This window comes from Glutamicibacter sp. NPDC087583 (assembly GCF_044743685.1).
Taxonomy (GTDB): domain Bacteria; phylum Actinomycetota; class Actinomycetes; order Actinomycetales; family Micrococcaceae; genus Glutamicibacter.
On sequence record NZ_JBIUWY010000007.1, the window covers coordinates 135,901 to 152,911 of the forward strand.

Below are 17,011 nucleotides of genomic sequence, written 5' to 3' on the forward strand. Positions count from 1 at the left end.
ATCGACTCATGTTTTCACGGAACCGAGTAGAAACGAGGCGGCATCCCAACGATCGATGGCGCAGCCGTTATGCCGGGAAAAGCTCGTATTCACCGTCTCGCCGTGCAGGGTTCCGCTTATTTCGGCCCGTTGCGGTCCACCGTATATTTCGGTGCAGATTTCCTGGGGATCAACTTCTCCGGCAATGGCACCGGGTTCAAGCTCGAGCTGCAAGCAAGCTTTGGATGCGTTCGGCAATGTGCTGGATTCAGCGGCTTGTTCGCCGGTGCATTCCAGGGAGTACTGCTGTGAAATTTCGCTGCCGTCATCGCGAATGGTGATTTCCAATTGGGTCTGCGGCCCCTGTCCGATGCTGGTGGCGCAGGAAGCCAGCGAGAGGCTCACGCAGCCGAGCGCGATACCGGCCGGAATCAGGCGAAGGCCCCGTGCAGTAACCATGGATCAATCTTGCCTGCGGCCGCGAATAAGTTCTAGTCTTCCGGGAAGATTGGCAGGTTGTTGGCGACTTCCAGCAATTGATTGCGCAGCGAGTCGGCACGCTGGGCAAATTCCTTTTGCAATCTCACGTACGCGGCCTTGCCCTCGGGAGTTTCAATGCGGATGGGTTCATGGCCCCAATCGCCCAGATCATAGGGGGACGCCTGCATATCCATGGTGCGAATGTCCCAGGCGAGCTCGAAGCAGTCCATGACCAAGTCGCTTGGCACCGCAGGGGAGAGCTTATAGGCCCACTTGTACAGATCCATGTTGGCGTGCAGGCAACCGGGCTGTTCCAGGTCGCGCTGGGTTTCCCTGGTCGGCTGCAGCTCGTTGAGCTCGATCGCCTGGGGAGTGTAGAAGCGGAATGCATCGAAGTGGGTGCAACGGATCTTGTGTGTTTCCACCACTTCGTCGGTTCCCTGCGCACCCAAGCGCAGCGGGAGGTATTCATGGCGGATGCCGTTGGCCTCGGATTTGTAGGCCATCGCCCATTCATGCAGGCCGAAGCAGGAGAAGTTTCCTGGCCGCTGCGCGGTGCCGGCCAGAATGATGCGGGCGAACTCGATGGCCCGGGCACGCGCCTTGCCGAATGCCTCCGCATCGAAGTGGTATCCCGTACCGTGGCCGGTTTGGACTCTGCGGTAGAACTTCCACTCGCCGCGTTCTTGGGCCGCGTCTCCGGCTAGAACCACGTTCATCCCTGGATGCCAGCGGTAGAGCTGGCCCGGCTTTTGCGTGTAATAGGTGAACAGGAAGTCCTCGATGGGATGCTTCTTGCCCTTCATCCGCCGTTCCACGAAAGGTTCGCCAAAGGCCCGAGCCCGTGCTTCATGCTCAGCGGCATGCGGCATCCACTGCGAGGGTTCCAAAATGGCGGCGGTCAGAGGCATACTTCTAATTATTCAATTCATGGGCCGATGAAACCAGTTTGGTACGCCAACTCACACTTCTCGCAAAGGGGTACGCCATGGAAATCCTGCCTCCCTGGGAACCGCCAATGAGCGGCTCCGACCAGCAGCATCTGTTCGGGATGCTTGACAGGCTGCGCGCCACTTTCAGATACAAGGCCGACGGGCTGGACATCGAACAGCTGGCAACCAAGTTGCCCAGCAGCCAGCTCAGCCTGGGCGGATTGCTCCAGCATCTTGCCCTTGTCGAAGATGAGAAATTCACCTACTTCATTGCCGGGCAACGACCTGAAGTCCTCCTTGGGTTCACTGCCAACGGGCGCGAGCACTTCGTGGTTGATCTGGAAGAGGATCCGGAGAATCTTTATCAACGCTACGACCGGGCCGTGGCCAAAAGCCGAGGAATCCAGCAGTCCGTTATCGAGGAAAGGAAGCTGGACACGGGCTCGGGGTTGGCCTTCGAAGGCAAGCATGCGTCGATACGCAGAATCATCTGCGACCTGATTGAAGAGTATGGGCGGCATGCAGGGCATGCGGATCTCTTGCGTGAAGCCATCGACGGGCGGGTGGGCGAGGATCCTCCCTTCGACTATCTTCCTGCATGGTATGCCTAGCTTTCTGGTTGCATTGGCAGCCGCTTCGGGCAACAGCCGGTCCGTTAGTTGTCCGCAATCAAGCTCTGTCCAGAAGTTCTTGTTCCTGCTCCAAGTCTGCCGGGATAGCGTGCTGCAGGAAACCGAGGGATTCATTGCGGCGCCGGACCAGACATTGCGACGGAATCCAGCAATTTCCCATCCTCGGGAACCGGCCTGCCTGAAGCCTCTAGGATGGGGCCATGAACACTGAGCGCTCCAGCCAACTTCCGGCATCTGCATCCGTTGTCTTTGACTGGTTCTCGCGACCCGGGGCCATGCAGCGGCTCTTGCCACCGTGGCTTCCGCTGAAGGTCATTGAAGAAGCCGGTTCGCTGAAGGACGGGACGGCCGTGCTGGGCCTTCCCGGCGGAGTGCTGTGGAATGCCAAGCACCAGCCTGAGGGGTTCGCGGAGAACCGCAGTTTCGTCGACCAGCTTGAACCCGAAGGGGTTCGCGGCCTTCCTGCCCGGGTGGTGCAGTGGCGGCATGAGCATTACTTCGAGCCCGCGGGCGCGCAGTGCACGACCGTGGGTGACTGCATCCAGTCGAATATGCCAGGACGGCAGATCGAATCGATGCTTGCATACCGCCACCGCCAGCTGGCAGACGATTTTGCCGCACACCAGCGGGCGGCGCAGGCCGGGTTGAAGCCGCTGGTGATAGCGCTGACCGGTTCAAGCGGATTAGTCGGACAGGCTTTGTGCGCCTTCTTGTCCACCGGCGGGCACCGGGTCGTCAAGCTCGTGCGGCACGAGCCGGAATCGGCAAGCGAACGGCGCTGGAATCCGCTGGATCCTGACCCGGGCCTGCTCGATGGCTGCGACGCGGTCATCCATTTGGCCGGAGCCAGCATCTTCGGCCGGTTCAGCCAAGCGCATCGGCAGGCAATTCTCTCCAGCCGCATCGAACCGACCCGATCCCTTGCCCTGCTGGCGTCACGTTCAGGTGTCCGGACCTTCATCAGCGCTTCGGCCATCGGATTCTACGGTGCTTCAGCCGGACCGCACCCATTGGACGAGACCGATTCCCCGCGGGCCGGGACTCCGGATTTCCTGGCTGACGTGGTGGACCGCTGGGAACGTGCGGCGAATGCCGGGGACAGCGGCATGCGCCGGGTGCAGATCAGGACCGGTATCGTGCTGAGCCCCAAAGGCGGGATGCTCGCCGTTTTGCGTCCTGTATTCTCCGCAGGCCTGGGCGGTCCCCTTGCAGGGGGAAAGCAGATGCTTTCGTGGATCGGGCTTGATGACCTGCTGGACATCTACCATCGCGCGCTCTGGGATTCGCAATTGGCAGGTCCGGTCAATGCGGTGGCACCGCAGCCGGTGAGCAACGCCGAATTCACCAGGGCCTTGGCGCGCGCAGTGCGGCGGCCTGCCATCATTCCGGTTCCTGCCGCGGCTCCCAAATTGCTGCTGGGAGCCGAAGGGTCCCACCTTCTGGCCATGGCCGATCAGAAAATTGTCCCGCGCAAATTGCTCGATGCCGGTCATCAGTTCCGCAATGAGCGCATTGAGCTGGAACTGGCTCATAGCCTGGGCAGTCGTTAGGGGTCGGCGACGCCCGCTGGCGATTAGGAGGCAAAGCAATTATTGTTAGCTTGGCTAGATAAAAGCTAATCTAGGTAATTGCTTGCGACTGCCAGCTCCGGGGAATTTTGCCCATGGCGGCAGTTGCCCGAGAAGAAAGCGTGGACGATCCCGATGGGAAACATGCAGGTAGCGCCGTTTGATGCAGTTGTGCTGATGTCCTTTGGCGGGCCGGAAAAGCCCGAAGATGTTCTGCCCTTCCTGCAAAACGTTACCCGGGGACGAGGGATTCCGGACGAGCGCCTTGAAGAGGTGGGCGAGCACTACTACATGTTCGGCGGAAAATCTCCGATCAATGAGCAGAACCAGGCTTTGCAGCAAGCCGTTCAAGAGGAATTCGCAGCCCGCGGCATCGATACGCCACTGCTCTGGGGGAACCGGAATTGGGAACCGTACCTCACCGAAGTGGTCGGAAACCATGCGCGCAGGCACGGCTCGAGAAGGTTCCTGGCCATCGATACGTCGGCCTACTCCTCATATTCCTCGTGCCGGCAATACCGTGAGGATTTCGCCGGAACTGTGGCGGCACTGCAAGAAGAGGGCCTCGAGGTGGTGATCGATAAAGTCCGGCAGTACTACAATCATCCGGGATTCGCTCATGCGCAGTTGGACTGCGTGCGGAAGGGATTGAAGGAATTCAAGCAGCTCGTCGGCGGCCTGGACCGCAACCGGCACAAGATCCTATATGTCACCCATTCGATCCCTACTGCGATGCAAGAATCATCGCAGAAGTTCACCGCCGGCTACCAGCGGCAGCATGAGGAGCTCATGGCCTGGATTGGCGGGGAACTAGCTGGTGAGGAGCAGCTGGATGCCGAACTGGTGTACTGCTCCCGTTCTGGATCCATGCACACTCCCTGGTTGGAACCGGACATCAATGACCGCATGCGCGAGCTTGCGGAAACTGGAACTGAGGGCGTTCTGGTTGTACCCCTCGGATTCGTTTCGGACCACATGGAGGTCAAATTCGATCTGGATACCGAAGCGGCAGATACCGCGCGCGAGTTGGGGATGGCGTTTCTCCGTGCCGGCAGTGTTGGCACCTCACCGTCGTTTGTCAGCGGCTTGGTCGATCTGGTCCTGGAACGGGCAGCGCAAGTGCGTGGCGAGCAGCCGGAGTCATCGACCATCGCCGGAAGCAAAGCGCTGGGCCCGGGCAGTGGCGCCTGCTCCCTGAATTGCTGTGAAGGCACTACTAGGAAAAATACCGTTCCGAATTGGAGCGCCGGCATGCCTGCAAGCTAGGCCGGCAGCAGGCTGGTGGCCGATCCCGGGAATCCTTTTTCGCCGGCCATCACGGTTGGCCGGCGAATCAGCGAAGCTGGACCGGTTGCGGATAGATGCCGGAATCCGTGCGATCCGGATGAAGGAACCGGGTGGAGCTTTGGGGACTGCGATGAATGAATCCTGTCCACCGGATCCGTATTCACTGCTCGCGCGGCCAGCGGACACTTGCGGCAAGGAGCAGTGGCGTCCTAAGTGCTTTCGTCGTCAAAAGGGGCCGGACCGGAGGGTTCTGGCGGTGATGATGAACTCCTGGTCTCGGGTCCCCTTGAGCGGGCAGAATCCGGGAATCCTTGGGCAGGCGGCTCTTCGAGTTGATCTCGCAGCGCTTCGCTGATGATCCTTCGAGGATCATATTGCCGCGGATCGAACTTCTTCAGATCCATGTCCGCGAAATCCTCGCCAAGCTCCTCGCGGAGTTGTTCCTGGGCACCAGAGGCGAGTCGGCGCAACTCGCGAATCAGCGTGGCTAGTTTCCTTGCGTAGTCCGGCAATTTTTCAGGTCCGAGCAGCACGGCCGCCAAAATGGCCAGCACGATGAATTCATTGCCATTGATGCCTGCAATGCTCACTGTGAATCACCTCGCTGCAAGGGACGCGGTCAAACGGAATTGGCAGGTGCAGCCCAGCCGGAATACGAAGGCCAACAGCCGCGGGCAAACGGAGATTCGCCTGGCAGCCATCGCGGCATGGCAGGATTTTCCGGTGGCGCGGCCTGCCCTTGGGGCCGGCTCAGCCGCAGAGTTTCTGGTCTGCTTTGCGGCTGTTCACCTTGACGGGCTGCTTTTCTGGCCGCCCCAGGTTTGGGTAATCCTGGCCCAGGATCAATTCGATGCTTTCGACATCGGCGACTGTTGCCTCGATGTCGAGATCGACTGCCTTGGCGAATGCGTCGGCTGTTTTCCTGGCTGCATCAGTATCCGGAATCAGCAGCCGTGTTTGCGCCTGCAAGGACGCCGCGGTAGTGATTGAAGTGACGGTGAAGCCTTGCTCCGTGGCTTCGTTGGCGAATTTGCCGGCCAGTCCGCTCACTCGCGCTGCGTTGGCTATGCTGACAGGAAGCTGCCGGGCGGAGGTTTTCGCCGTGGCAGTTTCTCCTGCATCGGATTCGGAGCCGGATTCGGACTCGGAATCCGGATTCACCGGGATGTCTTGCTTGATGCGTTCAAAGATGAGGGTCGCGTCGGGAGCCGGGACAACCCGGTTGGCGTTTGATGGTGCAGGCTGGGTCGGCATGGTCATGAAGGTGATCTTGTCCGTGGGAACGTCCTTGACCCGCGCAGCCAATCCTGCAAGTTCCGGTAGCGAACTCAGTTCCGGGTCAACGGTCATCGAGGAGGTAATCGCGTCAAGGAAAGAGTAGAGCCGGTCCGGGCGTGCGAGAACTTCCTTGCTGGTGGCACGCTGGACTATTGCGGACATGACCTTCTGCTGGTTTCCGAGCCGAGCGAGGTCGCTTCCATCGCCAACGGCATGGCGGGTCCTGGCCAGGGCAAGCGCATCGGTTCCGTCCAGCTCCTGCAGCCCGGCTGGAAGATCCAGGTTCGCTTTCGGATCGGTCATTGGCTGGGCCAGGCACACGCTGACTCCGTCGAGTGCGTCGATGATTGAAATGAATCCCTCGAAATCCACCTCAATGAAGTGGTTCAGGTGAACTCCGGTGAGCGTTTCCACCGCGGCGACAGAGCATGCGGGACCGTAATTCAGCGCAGAATTGATCATGCCGTATCCTCCGGCATAGGCGCCGGACCCGGTATCCGCGCAGGCCGGGCGCTGCAATACGGTATCGCGTGGGATCTGGACCGCCTCGATGCGCTCGTTGCCTGGCGACAAGTGGACAAGCAGCATGGAATCGCTGCGTCGGGAACCGTTATCCGTGCCGAAGCCGGTGGAGCTGAAATCCCGGCTATCGGAACCGAGCACCAGCAGATTCAGGCCTTCGCTGGAGTCCGGGACATCCGCTTCAGACGCCCTGAGCGCCGAGACGGAAATATTTCCCTGCAGGCGCAGGAAGGCAATGCTGGTCGGCACAACTACTGCTAGCACCAGCGCCGCTGCAATGATGGCAGCTACCCGGCGCCGCGGCCGTTTGGAACTACGCCTGGCAGAGGAAGGTGTTCGTTGGGAATTCACGATCTTGCTCTCCTTGGTAGGACCATGGCCGGATTACCCATCAAGCTGACCACGTGGAACGCCGCTGGAACCAATAGCATGATTGATTAGAGCCATGCATGCAGCGCATGAAAGGCCGATTTCGCGCGCAGGTTCAGGAGAGCGGAAACCGCCTGGAGATCTCTGTCTCAGAGGTATTCGAGGAATTCGCCCAGCGCCGGATTGCGGTATTCTTCGCGGCGGTAGATGACGCCCAGGGGCCTGCTGGCTGGCAAGCTCAGCGGGACCTGCTTGCCGCCGAAGATCACTGCGGTGCTGGCCATGATCCGTGGAACCAAGGTGATGCCGCCGGCGGCGATGCCCAGATGGACCAATGCGTCGCGTTGCGTTGTGGTGATGAGCCGCGGAGCGGTGGCCTTCAAGCTCCGGTAAACTTCGTCGGTGATCTTGCGAATCGACGTGCCCTGGGGGAGGGTGGCCAGAGTCAGGGAATTGAGCAATTCAGTGCTTAGCCCAGTGTCCGGGTCCACCTCGGTATCCTCGGATACGACCGCCGAGAATTGCTGATCGCGCAGGGATTTGCCGATGAGGTCCGCGGGGATGCGCTCGTTCACGCCAAAAGCCACATCGGCGCGATTCAGGCGAAGCGCATCGGCAAGCTGCTCGTCGTCCTCCACGCTCAGGATCTCTATCCGGACACCGGGGTGCTGGCGATGGAAGGGGCCGATGTATTCGGGCATGATTCCTCCAACCAGGGAAGGCAACCCCGCGATGCGCAGGGATCCGGTGGCCAATGCACGCGTGGAAGAGGCAATGGTTCCGATCGCGGCGACTTCACGCAGTGCGCGGCGGCCGGCAGGAATGATGCTCCGGCCAACCTCGGTCAGCACCATGTCCCTTCCAGCGGCCCGGAACACGGGCATGCCAAGAGTGCGCTCCAACGCACTAATGCGCCGGGACAAGGAGGGCTGGGAGATACCAAGGATATCCGCGGCGGCGGTGAAGGAACCATAGTCCACAATCATGACAACCGCTTCGAGCTGGGCCAGGGAGATGCTGTTGTCCAGAGGTTCTCTTTCCATGCGCTGGAGCCTTCCTTTGCGTCGGGAGAAGACGGTCGAATTCGCGGTGTGGCCCAGTGGCGTGTCCATCCGGTCCAGGGGAAGCACGCGCTGTGCACGTCTTGCCCTGCCTCCAGTTTTTCACGGGAAACTGTGCTTGCTGAACCGGCGCCCTGTGCAGACCGTCAATGGCTGGCGGGAAGAAGCAACTGGGTGCTCGAATAGCTGCATGCGGCAGCCTCCGGCGGGCTGCCAACAGGGTCAGCCCGGGTTAAACACCGGACTCCGTGCCACCCGCTTGGAAATGTCCGGGTGGCACGGAGCCTGGCTGACGACGGACCTTTGGTCCTGGGGCGTTAGCCCATGTGGATGACACCAAGGAGCATGCCCGAAGCGAGCATGACCAAGGAGACCACCAACGCACGCCACAGCACCTTTTTGTGGTGATCGCCCAAGTCCACACGAGAGAGCGACACCAGCAGCAAGATGGCTGGAACGAGCGGAGACTGCATGTGCACTGGCTGTCCGGTGATGGAGGCGCGAGCCATATCCACCGCTGGTACACCGAAATGCGCGCCGGCTTCGGCGAGAACTGGCAAGACACCGAAGTAGAAGGCGTCATTGCTCATCAGGAAGGTAGCTGGAATCGAAATCAGCCCGGTCAGTACTGCCATGTATGGACCCATGGAGGTAGGAATGACATCCACCAGCCACTGGCTCATGGCATCAACCATGCCGGTGCCGGAGAGCACGCCGGTGAGCACTGCCGCGGCGAGCACCATGGAGACCACGGCAATGATTTCGCTGGAGTGCGCGGCGATCATCTTCACCTGGTCGGAGACCTTGGGGAAGTTGACGATCAAGGCGATCGCGGTACCCACCATGAACAGGTAGGGCAACGGAGTGACATCGACTACCAGCAGCACCATGATGGCGACGGTCAGTGCCAGGTTGAAGTAGAAGGTCTTGGGGCGCAGGGTCTCGCGATCCGGATCCAGGACGGTGCCGTCCAAGGTGGAAGCTTCGGTGCCATCGCCCTTGCGAGCCACGGATTCCAGTACGGCCAGGTTGCCTCCGGCAGGGGAAGTGCCAGCAGGGCTCTTTCCTCCGGTTGGGGTGGAAACGTTGCCGCCACCGAGTTCGGTGCCCCAGATTTCCGGACGCTCGCGCTGCAAGCGGCGGCGTTCGGATACGCCCATCTGCCATGCGAACAGGGCAATGACAATGAGGGAAATTCCCAGCGCAGGGAGCATCGGCACGAAGATTTCCGAGGCGTCAACGCCAAGTGCCGCTGCCGCGCGGGCCGTTGGGCCGCCCCAGGGAACGATGTTCAGCGTGCCATTGGTCAGGCCTGCAACACAGGTCAGGACCACAGGGCTCATGCCCAGGCGCTGGTAGATCGGCAGCAGAGCCGCGGTAACCACAATGAAGGTGGTCGAGCCATCGCCATCGAGGGAAATTACGCCGGTGAGCAGCGAAGTGCCCATGACGACCTTGGCGGGGTCGTTGCCCACTAGCTTCTGGATGCCGGAGACCAATCGGTCGAACAAGCCGACGTCGATCATGATGCCGAAGTACATGATGGCGAACATCAGCAGGGCTGCGGTACTGGACATGTCCTTGACCGCGTCCATGACCATGTCGCCAAGGCCGAATCCAGCACCGGTGAACAAGCCGAAGATGGTTGGAACCAGAATCAATGCCAGCAGCGGCGTCATGCGTTTTGTCATGATCAGCACCATGAAGGTGGCGACCATGAGGAATCCGAGTACAACGAGCATTGACCCGACCTCCATTTCAGTGTGAGTGAATCCTTAGTCCCCACAAGCTAGGAGGGGCACCCATTCAAGGTACGTGTCGGTGCTCACTTTGCGCGTCTTGTGCTTATTGTTGAAGGCTTAAGTTCTTTGCCAACTTTTTGCTCATTAAAATCACGAGAGTGGAAAGATGGGTTTATGCTGGGTGGCATGTTCCGTTCTGGCGCCGGCACCCGGCATTTCGCATCACGCATCATGCGGCTTCAATTTCTGGTCGTAGGTGTTCTGATTGTTCTCGTTACCGCCGGAACGCTTTTCGCCAGCTATGACCGCGTCTATTCAAAAGCCGAAGATACCTCGCTGACCATAGCTCGTTCGGTGGCCGTCTTGCCGGAAGTAGTTGAGCAGGTCTCGCACTATGCAAAGCTGGACGAGCTGGATGCCAAGGCGCTCGCCGATGGAAAACTGCAGCAACTGGCAGGCGCTGTCATTGGGCAAGAGCAAGCGTATTTCGTGGTGATTACCGAGGACCGCGGACTGCGCTTGAGCCATCCGAACCCCGAGGAACTGGGCCAAATGGTTTCTACTGACCCGGTGGCGCTGGAAGGCATTGAAGCGGTCTCCCGGGAACACGGAACCCTTGGTGAATCGGTGCGCGCCAAGGTCCCGGTCTACAGTAACGCGGGTGCGGTCATCGGAGAGGTTTCCGTGGGCGTGACCACTGACTCCTTGACCGGGGCACTGCTTGGGTCCTTCGCCTGGATTGTATTGCTTGCGGTGATTTGCGCAGCCTTGGCAGTGCTTGCCGGACGAGTCACCGTACGCCGTTTGAAGCGCCAGACCCTTGGGCTGGAACCGGCCGAAATTGCCCAGCTTGTCAGGGACCAGCAGGCCGTGCTCTACGGTGTTACCGAAGGTGTCATGGGCATTGGCGCCGATAGCCGGATTACCGTGCGCAACAGGGCCGCCAGGCAATTGCTGGGACTGCCGCACCGCACCGAATTGGAAGACGTGGTCGGCCGCCACTTTGAATCCGCTGGTTTGGATCACCGGCTGGTCAGGGCGATCAAGGAATGCGACCCGGCACCGGTGCGCTTTGCGGCCAATGGCAACTCGCTCATAGCCCGCGTGACCAAGGTCGACCGTGACGGAGTGGACCTCGGACTGGTCGTGCTGCTCCATGATGTCACCACCCTTGAAGCGCTGGGCACCAAACTCGATGCAGTCCAGGACATGGCCGATGCGCTGCGCGCCCAGCGCCATGAATTCGCCAACCGGATGCACGCAGTCCTCGGGCTGATCAACTTGGGCAAGATCGAACAGGCAGAAGACTACCTGCGTGAGGTGATGGAATCCGGGCCGAAGATCGCTCAGGTTCCCGGGCTGGAGGCCATCCAGGACGCTTACCTCTCGGCGTTTATTTCGGCGAAGGCGGTGCGCGCCCACGAACAAGGCATAGAACTGAGAGTGTCTGCCCAATCCATGCTTTTCGGACACATCGCCTCGGCCCACGATGCCCAAGACGCCACCGCAGTCCTGGGGAATCTGCTGGATAACGCCTTCACTGCAGCTCTTTGCACAGATGCAGAACCCTGGGTGGAAATCGACTTGCTCTCCGAAGGGAACACCTTGCACATAGCCGTGGCCGATTCTGGACCCGGCATTACCACCGACGAGGATATCTTCACCCGGGACGTCAGCACCGGATCCCATCTGGGCGGTGATCATGGCCATGGCGTCGGATTGCCGCTGATCAGACGGCTCGCCCAAGCCCGCAGCGGGGACGTCTGGATAGCGGACCGCGGGACGGATGGTTCCGGGGCAGTTATCGCAGCAAGATTGCCGGCCGTACTGGTCGAGCCAGCCAATACGGAAAACGACGAGATTGAAGGAGCGCAACATTGAGCGAGAATTCCAGCGGCAACTACCGGGTGCTAATTGTCGATGACGATTTCCGGGTAGGAGAGCTGCACGCTGAGATGGTCAACGCCATTCCCGGGTTCCAGGCCCTGGAGCCTGTGCAGGATCCGCGTGTTGTGCCCAAAATGGTGCAGAGCCTGAAACCTGATTTGGTATTGCTGGATCTCTACCTGCCGCATGTCAGTGGAATCGAGCTGCTGAGAGAACTCGATGTTGATGCGATCATGATTTCCGCGGCGATTGAACCGAAGAACATTGACAAAGCGTTGCGCTCGGGCGCACTGGCGTTCATCATCAAGCCCTTTGAGGCCAAGACCCTGGCCGCCAAGCTCAAAGGCTGGGCTCGCTATCGTCGCCAATTGACCGGGACCGCGGAGTTCAACCAGCAGGGCGTGGACCGGTTGTACCGGGCGCTCCAAGGGGGCGAAGAAACCAACGCATCGGTGGGTGCCGCCCCCACCGAACAGGCAGTTCTTTCCTGCGTCAAGGATGCTACCGAACCCATGAGCGTCGCCGAGGTCGCGGAGGCAATTGGGGTTGCCCGTGCGACAGCGCAACGGTATTTGGCGGCGCTGGTGGCCAATGAATCCCTGGAGCTGCAGCTTGGATACGGAACTCGTGGCCGTCCCGAGCACCGTTACGTGGCACGCTAGCGGCTCGGCCTCCTAGGTTGCGTCCCAGACCTTTCGGTAGAACGACGCCTTCCGCTCATCGGGTTCGATTCCGTACCCGGCGTAGACATGTTGTTCGAAACCAGGCCCGTAATTCCACTCGGTGCTCCATGCGGCAACGGCGAGATCCGCCCAGCGGTCTCCAAGACCCAATTTCCCCATATCCACATGCGCGCTGAAATCATGGCTGTCGGTGATGATCGTGTTGGGCAGGCAAGCATCGCCATGGCAGACCACGAGATCAAGCTCCGGGACTTCAGCCAGCAAAGCAGCTTGCTCCCGGGCAGGCAGGTGCTGGATGCGGGATTCCAGATCCCAGCTGAAGGGGCACTGGTCGACCGGCAGCCGATCGTGCAGGTGGCGCAGACCGGCGCCCACTGCAAACGCGGATCGCGCCGGATCGCTTTTGCCAAGCTCGCTGACTGCACTGTGCCCGGGCAATGCTGCCGTGACGAGCAGCTGGCCGCCAGCATGCTGTCCGCAGCTGAGCACTTCGGGGACTCTGATGAATTCTCCCGCCCACCGCATGCGCAGGGCTTCAGCCAGGAGATCGCCGTCCTCTTCGGGAGGGCATCCCGGCGACCACTTGGCGAAGCGCATCGGCTCGCCCTGCCCAAGCCGGTATGTTATCCCGCCAAATGCGTTCTGCCAGATACCCTCGATTTCCGCCTGGCCGGCTGCAGTGCGCACAGCTGGAGGAACTGGGTGGCCAGCCGACGGCGGGCCAGAAATGACTTGAGGTGAACTCATTTTTCTAGTCTGCCAGTAATGGGCGTGCTTTGGAGTTCAGGATCTCTGGATTCGTGGTGTGGACTGGACACGAACGATTTCTCTTGGTGTTCATCTGGGCTCAAGGAAATGGCTGATCAAGTCGTGAACACTGAATCCCATGAATAATATTTCGCGACGCAAATTGCTCACCGGCGCCATTGGCGCAGGTGCTTTGACCTTGGTTGGGCCCACTGGAACAGCGCTGGCTTCCAGCAGTCCCCGACTCGTGCGTTCCCGCCTGGGATTGACCAGCGGATTTTCCATGGGGGATGTCTCTGCCAGCAATGCCGTACTCTGGGCTCGCAGCTCCGGGGAAGGCCGCTTGCGCGCGCAGCTGCGTGCGGTGGACGAAGCGGGGGAAATCATCCGCGGCCGTGGATCCTTCGCCAAGACTTTGCGCGGTGCCTACGCCCGCGAGGCCACTGACTTCACTGCAAAGATCAATGCCGAGCATCTGCCTGCCGGTACCCGTTTCGCGGTCAGCATCGGTTTCGAGGACGATAACGGCACCCTTGGCGAGACTCAGAACGGCTGGTTCAGCACCGCACCGGCGTTGACCGGTCGCCGCAACCACGACGCCTCCCGTGCCCAGAGTTTTGTGTGGTCCGGCGACACCGCTGGCCAGGGCTGGGGCATCAACGAAGAAATCGGTGGCATGCGCGCCTACGCGGCCATGCATGCAACCAAGCCGGACTTCTTCGTGCACAGCGGCGACACCATCTACGCCGACGGCCCGATTGCCGCAGAAGTTGTGGAACCGGACGGCCAGATCTGGCGCAACTTGGTCACCGAGGAAGTCTCCAAGGTGGCCGAAACCCTGGCCGAGTACCGTGGGCGGCACCGCTACAACCTGATGGACCGCAACGTGCGTGCCATGTATTCCGAGGTTCCGGTGATTGCCCAGTGGGATGACCACGAGACCCATAATAACTGGTGGCCGGGTGAGGTCATCGAAGATGAGCGCTACACGGTGCGCGATATCAACACCCTTGCCGCCCGCGGCCGCCAGGCCTGGCAGGAATACCAGCCGATCGCCGACCCGCGCGCCATGCGCGCAGGCACCGGATTCGAGGCAGCACGCATCTACCGCAAAATCTCGCGTGGTCCAGCAATGGACCTGTTCGCATTGGACATGCGCAGCTACAAGTCCGAGAACACCGCCGGAATGGAAGAGAAGTCCACTTCAATTCTCGGCGAAGAGCAGCTGAATTGGCTAGTCGATTCCTTGGCCAAGTCCAAGGCAACCTGGAAAGTCATTCTCAACGACCTGCCGCTGGGCATCATTGTTCCGGACGGCAAGGCGCAGGAATCAATTTCCAACGCAGACCACGGCGCACCACTAGGCCGCGAGCTGGAACTTGCCCGCCTGCTCAAGGCCATTAAGGACCGCGGCATCAAGAATGTCGTCTTCCTGACCGCGGATGTGCACTATTGCGCGGCGCACCACTACTCTCCAGAGCGTGCAGCCTTCAGCGAGTTCAATGAGTTCTGGGAATTCGTGGCCGGTCCAGTCAATGCCGGTTCCTTCGGGCCGAACCAAATGGATGGCACTTTCGGACCACGCGTGGACTTCTCGCTGTCTGGCAGCACCAACCAGTCGCCGCGCGATGGCAAGGGCCAGTTCTTCGGCCACGTCGACCTCGATGAGCAGGACCTGTTCACCGTCACGCTGCGCAATGGCTTGGGCGAAATCGTCTACACCAAGACGCTGGAACCGAATAAATAGCAGTTAATTGGGAGAACGCCTGCGAAACAGTAATTGTTTCGCAGGCGTTCTCCTTTTCAGCTTGTCGGCGCTTAGCGGCCGGTGCCGCCGTAGACGGTGGCTTCCACGTCGGTATCCAGATCGAACGCGGTGTGGATAGCGCGTACTGCATCGTTGAGCTTGTCGGCGTCGGTGACCACGGAGATGCGGATCTCTGAAGTGGAGATCATGTCCACGTTCACGCCCGCGCGGTGCAATGCCTCGAAGAAGGTGAAGGAGACTCCTGGATTCGAGCGCATTCCGGCACCGATCAGCGAGAGCTTGCCAACCTCGTCATTGTGCTCGATTTCCTCGAAACCGATCTCCGGCTTCGCGGTGTTCAGTGCTTCAAGCACATGCTTGGTCTCGGTCATCGGCAGGGTGAAGGAGATATCGGTGGCACCCGAACCGCGGGTCGAGATGTTCTGCACAATCATGTCGATATTGGCCTGCGCAGCGGCGATAACCCCGAAAATCTGTGCTGCTTTGCCGGGGATGTCCGGAACGCCAATGATGGTGACCTTGGCTTCGGAGTGGTCGTGGGCGACACCTGAGATGATTGGCTGTTCCAAGGGTTCTCCCTCTTGAATTTTGATTTTGTCTTCGGGATCCGGGAGCACCCAGGTGCCCTCGTTGGTGCTGAATGAAGAGCGCACGTGCAGCGGCACGCCGAACCGGCGGGCGTATTCCACGCAACGCAGGTGCAAGATCTTCGAGCCGCTGGCGGCCATTTCCAGCATTTCTTCACTGGTGATCTTCTCGATCTTCTTGGCCGAGGCGACCACGCGCGGGTCGGCGGTGTAGATGCCGTCCACGTCGGTGTAGATTTCGCAGACATCGGCGCCCAGCGCTGCGGCCAGCGCGACGGCGGTGGTGTCCGAGCCGCCACGGCCCATGGTGGTGATGTTCTTGGATTCCTTGCTCATGCCCTGGAAACCGGCGACGATGGCGATGAATCCGCGGTCGATGGCACGGCGTACGCGCTGCGGGGAGACCTCCATGATGCGGGCTTTGCCGTGGGTGGAGTCGGTGATCAAGCCTGCCTGCGAGCCGGTGAATGAAGCAGCCTGCTCGCCGAGCTGGTTGATCGCCATCGCCAGCAGCGACATCGAGATGCGTTCGCCAGCGGAGAGCAGCATGTCCATCTCGCGGGCTGGTGCATCATCGGTAAGCTGGCCTGCCAGGTCCAGCAAGTCATCGGTGGTGTCGCCCATTGCGGAAACAACGACAACGACGTCATGGCCCTTGGACTTAGTATCAATAATTCGGCGCGCTACACGCTTGATGCCTTCGGCATCTGAAACGGAAGAACCGCCAAACTTTTGAACAATTAGGCCCATGGGCACTCACTCCACCTGTTGAAAGCTGTGCCTCGCCGCCGGTGGTTTTTGATGGAACTGTGGCGCGAGACATCTACCAGATAAATATTGTGACAGCTACGGGGCGACATGTCCTAGTTGTGAAGGTAACCATTGGTCATATTGCCTAGGAACCTCAATGCAGGTTGTTGAAAAACACTGGCTACCCCTTGAATTCAGCCAAAATTTGTCGCCAAAAGCTCTTCCATCCAGACACCTGTTCAGGTGTTTCAGCCTTAGTAATGTTTATGGCAACCGAGGATTTTCCACCTTTGAGGCCAATGTCTACCTGTGTCTTGGTTCCGTCGCTGAAATCAGCTCGCCAATAGCGCCATCGCTCTGAGCCGCTGGTGCGTGCAGGTTCGGAAAGCTGGTGGCCGTTGAACTCCTGGAGCCCCTGGACGCAGGCGATCCAGCGTTCCAGCGTGGTATCCAAATCAGCATCGATGGTGCTGCTCACCGAACCTTGGAAGGTGCCGTCTTGGGATTGGCCGGGCAGGCGTCGGCCAATATGCTGCTCATAGGCAACAGCCACGGATTGAGCCCACCAGCCCGGAGTATCCACGGTTGGGGGCATGTGGGTGAAAGCCAGTTCGGCTATCTGCTTGTGCGTAAGTTGATCGGCTCCGCCAGCGCGCAGTTTGGCGCACCACTGATCCCATTCAATGCCGGTGGCCTTGGCGATGGCCGGGAGGTTGCTGCTTTTTATTGCCATGAGGAC

At 60.1% G+C, this 17,011-nt stretch carries 15 protein-coding genes; 6 read left to right on the plus strand and 9 right to left on the minus strand.

Translation table 11 applies throughout. The features are described from left to right. Positions 1–6 precede the first annotated feature (6 nt). Positions 7–438 carry a hypothetical protein gene (locus ACIOU9_RS15835; protein ID WP_105657982.1) on the minus strand — a complete coding sequence of 144 codons (432 nt, stop codon included), beginning with the start codon at positions 436–438 and terminating at the stop codon, positions 7–9. Between the two features lie 32 nt (positions 439–470). Continuing rightward, the gene (locus tag ACIOU9_RS15840) at positions 471–1,370 is read right to left on the minus strand and encodes a 3-methyladenine DNA glycosylase (RefSeq protein ID WP_105657983.1); all 900 of its coding nucleotides are present in this window, start codon (positions 1,368–1,370) and stop codon (positions 471–473) included. Between the two features lie 77 nt (positions 1,371–1,447). Between ACIOU9_RS15840 and ACIOU9_RS15845 the strand changes: the two genes are divergently transcribed. The 3 genes from ACIOU9_RS15845 (at position 1,448) to ACIOU9_RS15855 (ending at position 4,857) form a co-directional block, all read left to right on the plus strand. Next, the gene (locus ACIOU9_RS15845; protein WP_105657984.1) at positions 1,448–2,002 is read left to right on the plus strand and encodes a DinB family protein; all 555 of its coding nucleotides are present in this window, start codon (positions 1,448–1,450) and stop codon (positions 2,000–2,002) included. 221 nt (positions 2,003–2,223) lie between these two features. Further along, complete coding sequence (locus tag ACIOU9_RS15850; protein ID WP_105657985.1) at positions 2,224–3,573, plus strand: TIGR01777 family oxidoreductase; 1,350 nt, start codon at positions 2,224–2,226, stop codon at positions 3,571–3,573. A gap of 153 nt (positions 3,574–3,726) precedes the next feature. Then, positions 3,727–4,857 (plus strand): ferrochelatase, encoded by a 1,131-nt coding sequence (locus ACIOU9_RS15855; RefSeq protein ID WP_105657986.1) that lies wholly within the window; start codon positions 3,727–3,729, stop codon positions 4,855–4,857. 230 nt (positions 4,858–5,087) lie between these two features. Here ACIOU9_RS15855 and ACIOU9_RS15860 read toward each other — a convergent pair whose 3' ends face one another. From ACIOU9_RS15860 to ACIOU9_RS15875, 4 genes are all read right to left on the minus strand, one after another. After that, positions 5,088–5,468 (minus strand): twin-arginine translocase TatA/TatE family subunit, encoded by a 381-nt coding sequence (locus ACIOU9_RS15860; protein ID WP_286134254.1) that lies wholly within the window; start codon positions 5,466–5,468, stop codon positions 5,088–5,090. A gap of 160 nt (positions 5,469–5,628) precedes the next feature. After that, complete coding sequence (locus tag ACIOU9_RS15865) at positions 5,629–7,029, minus strand: LCP family protein (RefSeq protein ID WP_332730624.1); 1,401 nt, start codon at positions 7,027–7,029, stop codon at positions 5,629–5,631. Between the two features lie 167 nt (positions 7,030–7,196). Further along, positions 7,197–8,090: a LysR family transcriptional regulator gene (locus ACIOU9_RS15870; protein ID WP_105657988.1), complete on the minus strand. Its 894-nt coding sequence runs from the start codon at positions 8,088–8,090 to the stop codon at positions 7,197–7,199. 335 nt (positions 8,091–8,425) lie between these two features. Further along, a complete protein-coding gene (locus ACIOU9_RS15875; protein ID WP_105657989.1) occupies positions 8,426–9,850 on the minus strand; it encodes a CitMHS family transporter in 1,425 nt (474 codons plus the stop codon). A 186-nt stretch (positions 9,851–10,036) separates the two neighbouring features. Here ACIOU9_RS15875 and ACIOU9_RS15880 point away from each other — a divergent pair, with 186 nt between their 5' ends. Then, positions 10,037–11,731, plus strand: a complete 1,695-nt coding sequence (locus ACIOU9_RS15880; protein ID WP_332488422.1) for an ATP-binding protein — start codon at positions 10,037–10,039, stop codon at positions 11,729–11,731. Further along, positions 11,728–12,399: a response regulator gene (locus ACIOU9_RS15885; protein ID WP_105657990.1), complete on the plus strand. Its 672-nt coding sequence runs from the start codon at positions 11,728–11,730 to the stop codon at positions 12,397–12,399. The genes ACIOU9_RS15880 and ACIOU9_RS15885 overlap by 4 nt, the downstream gene beginning before the upstream one ends. Positions 12,400–12,411: 12 nt before the next feature. Here ACIOU9_RS15885 and ACIOU9_RS15890 read toward each other — a convergent pair whose 3' ends face one another. Beyond that, complete coding sequence (locus tag ACIOU9_RS15890) at positions 12,412–13,167, minus strand: aminoglycoside 3'-phosphotransferase (RefSeq protein ID WP_332488424.1); 756 nt, start codon at positions 13,165–13,167, stop codon at positions 12,412–12,414. A 139-nt stretch (positions 13,168–13,306) separates the two neighbouring features. Between ACIOU9_RS15890 and ACIOU9_RS15895 the strand changes: the two genes are divergently transcribed. Beyond that, positions 13,307–14,914: an alkaline phosphatase D family protein gene (locus tag ACIOU9_RS15895; protein WP_332488426.1), complete on the plus strand. Its 1,608-nt coding sequence runs from the start codon at positions 13,307–13,309 to the stop codon at positions 14,912–14,914. Positions 14,915–14,985: 71 nt separating this feature from the next. On the opposite strand, the gene ACIOU9_RS15900 is transcribed toward ACIOU9_RS15895, so the two are convergent. Together ACIOU9_RS15900 and ACIOU9_RS15905 are read right to left on the minus strand one after the other, a co-directional pair. After that, positions 14,986–16,272, minus strand: a complete 1,287-nt coding sequence (locus tag ACIOU9_RS15900) for an aspartate kinase (RefSeq protein ID WP_105657993.1) — start codon at positions 16,270–16,272, stop codon at positions 14,986–14,988. A 181-nt stretch (positions 16,273–16,453) separates the two neighbouring features. Next, a complete protein-coding gene (locus ACIOU9_RS15905) occupies positions 16,454–17,005 on the minus strand; it encodes a hypothetical protein (protein ID WP_332488429.1) in 552 nt (183 codons plus the stop codon). Positions 17,006–17,011 lie beyond the last annotated feature (6 nt).